The 519-nt window shown below is 44.5% G+C and carries 2 protein-coding genes; both read right to left on the bottom strand.

Annotation, left to right across the window (positions count from 1 at the left end; genetic code table 11):
- On the bottom strand, positions 1 to 386 hold a 386-nt coding region (locus tag DWW81_RS13070), incomplete at its 3' end, for a BRO family protein (protein ID WP_117897157.1).
- Positions 361 to 492, bottom strand: a complete 132-nt coding sequence (locus tag DWW81_RS13065; protein WP_347502998.1) for a DNA cytosine methyltransferase — start codon at positions 490 to 492, stop codon at positions 361 to 363. The genes DWW81_RS13070 and DWW81_RS13065, both read right to left, overlap by 26 nt.
- Positions 493 to 519 lie beyond the last annotated feature (27 nt).

The raw sequence follows: 519 nt of genomic DNA, 5'->3' as shown, positions 1-519 counted from the left end.
GGCTCGTCGAGAAAGGGGAGATAGTTTTTGATGAACATATCCTCGTTGGAAACGTAGCCGCCGGTGCGTCTGATGGTGGGGAGGACTTCGGCGGTCACCCAACGCCTGAACTCTTTGGCTCTCGGCATTTTGCTTGAGAGAACTAAGCTGTAAAAGCCGCTTTCATTGATAATAGTGGTCTTGCTCTTGTAATTTGAACCACTGTCGGAAATCACGACGGTGGTTTTATCCTCGGTATCCACATGACGTGAAAGAGCGTCCCTTGTGTTGGAATACCCTAAAATTTCCGCAACATCTTTTCCTACAAGCCACGGTTCGCCGTCCTTAATGACTGTTCTCACTTTTCCGAATTCGTCATTTTCAAATATTTTTATCATATTCTTCATTTGCGTTTTCCTCCTCGTCAAATTTCAGTAAATTTCTTGCAATAGCTTCAACCACATTTACCGTAATTGAATTTCCTGCCTGCTTGTAAAGCTGTGCGTCGGACATACCTGCTTCAGCGACTTTTTCAAACTG

Source organism: Ruminococcus sp. AF17-1AC, from assembly GCF_003461385.1.
GTDB lineage: Bacteria > Bacillota > Clostridia > Oscillospirales > Ruminococcaceae > Hominimerdicola > Hominimerdicola aceti.
This window is presented reverse-complemented; position numbering and strand designations above follow the sequence as displayed.

Coding starts and splice junctions, on each gene's coding strand:
- DWW81_RS13065 (WP_347502998.1), bottom strand. CDS start 492: ATGTCCGACGCACAGCTTTACAAGCAGGCAGGAAATTCAATTACGGTA.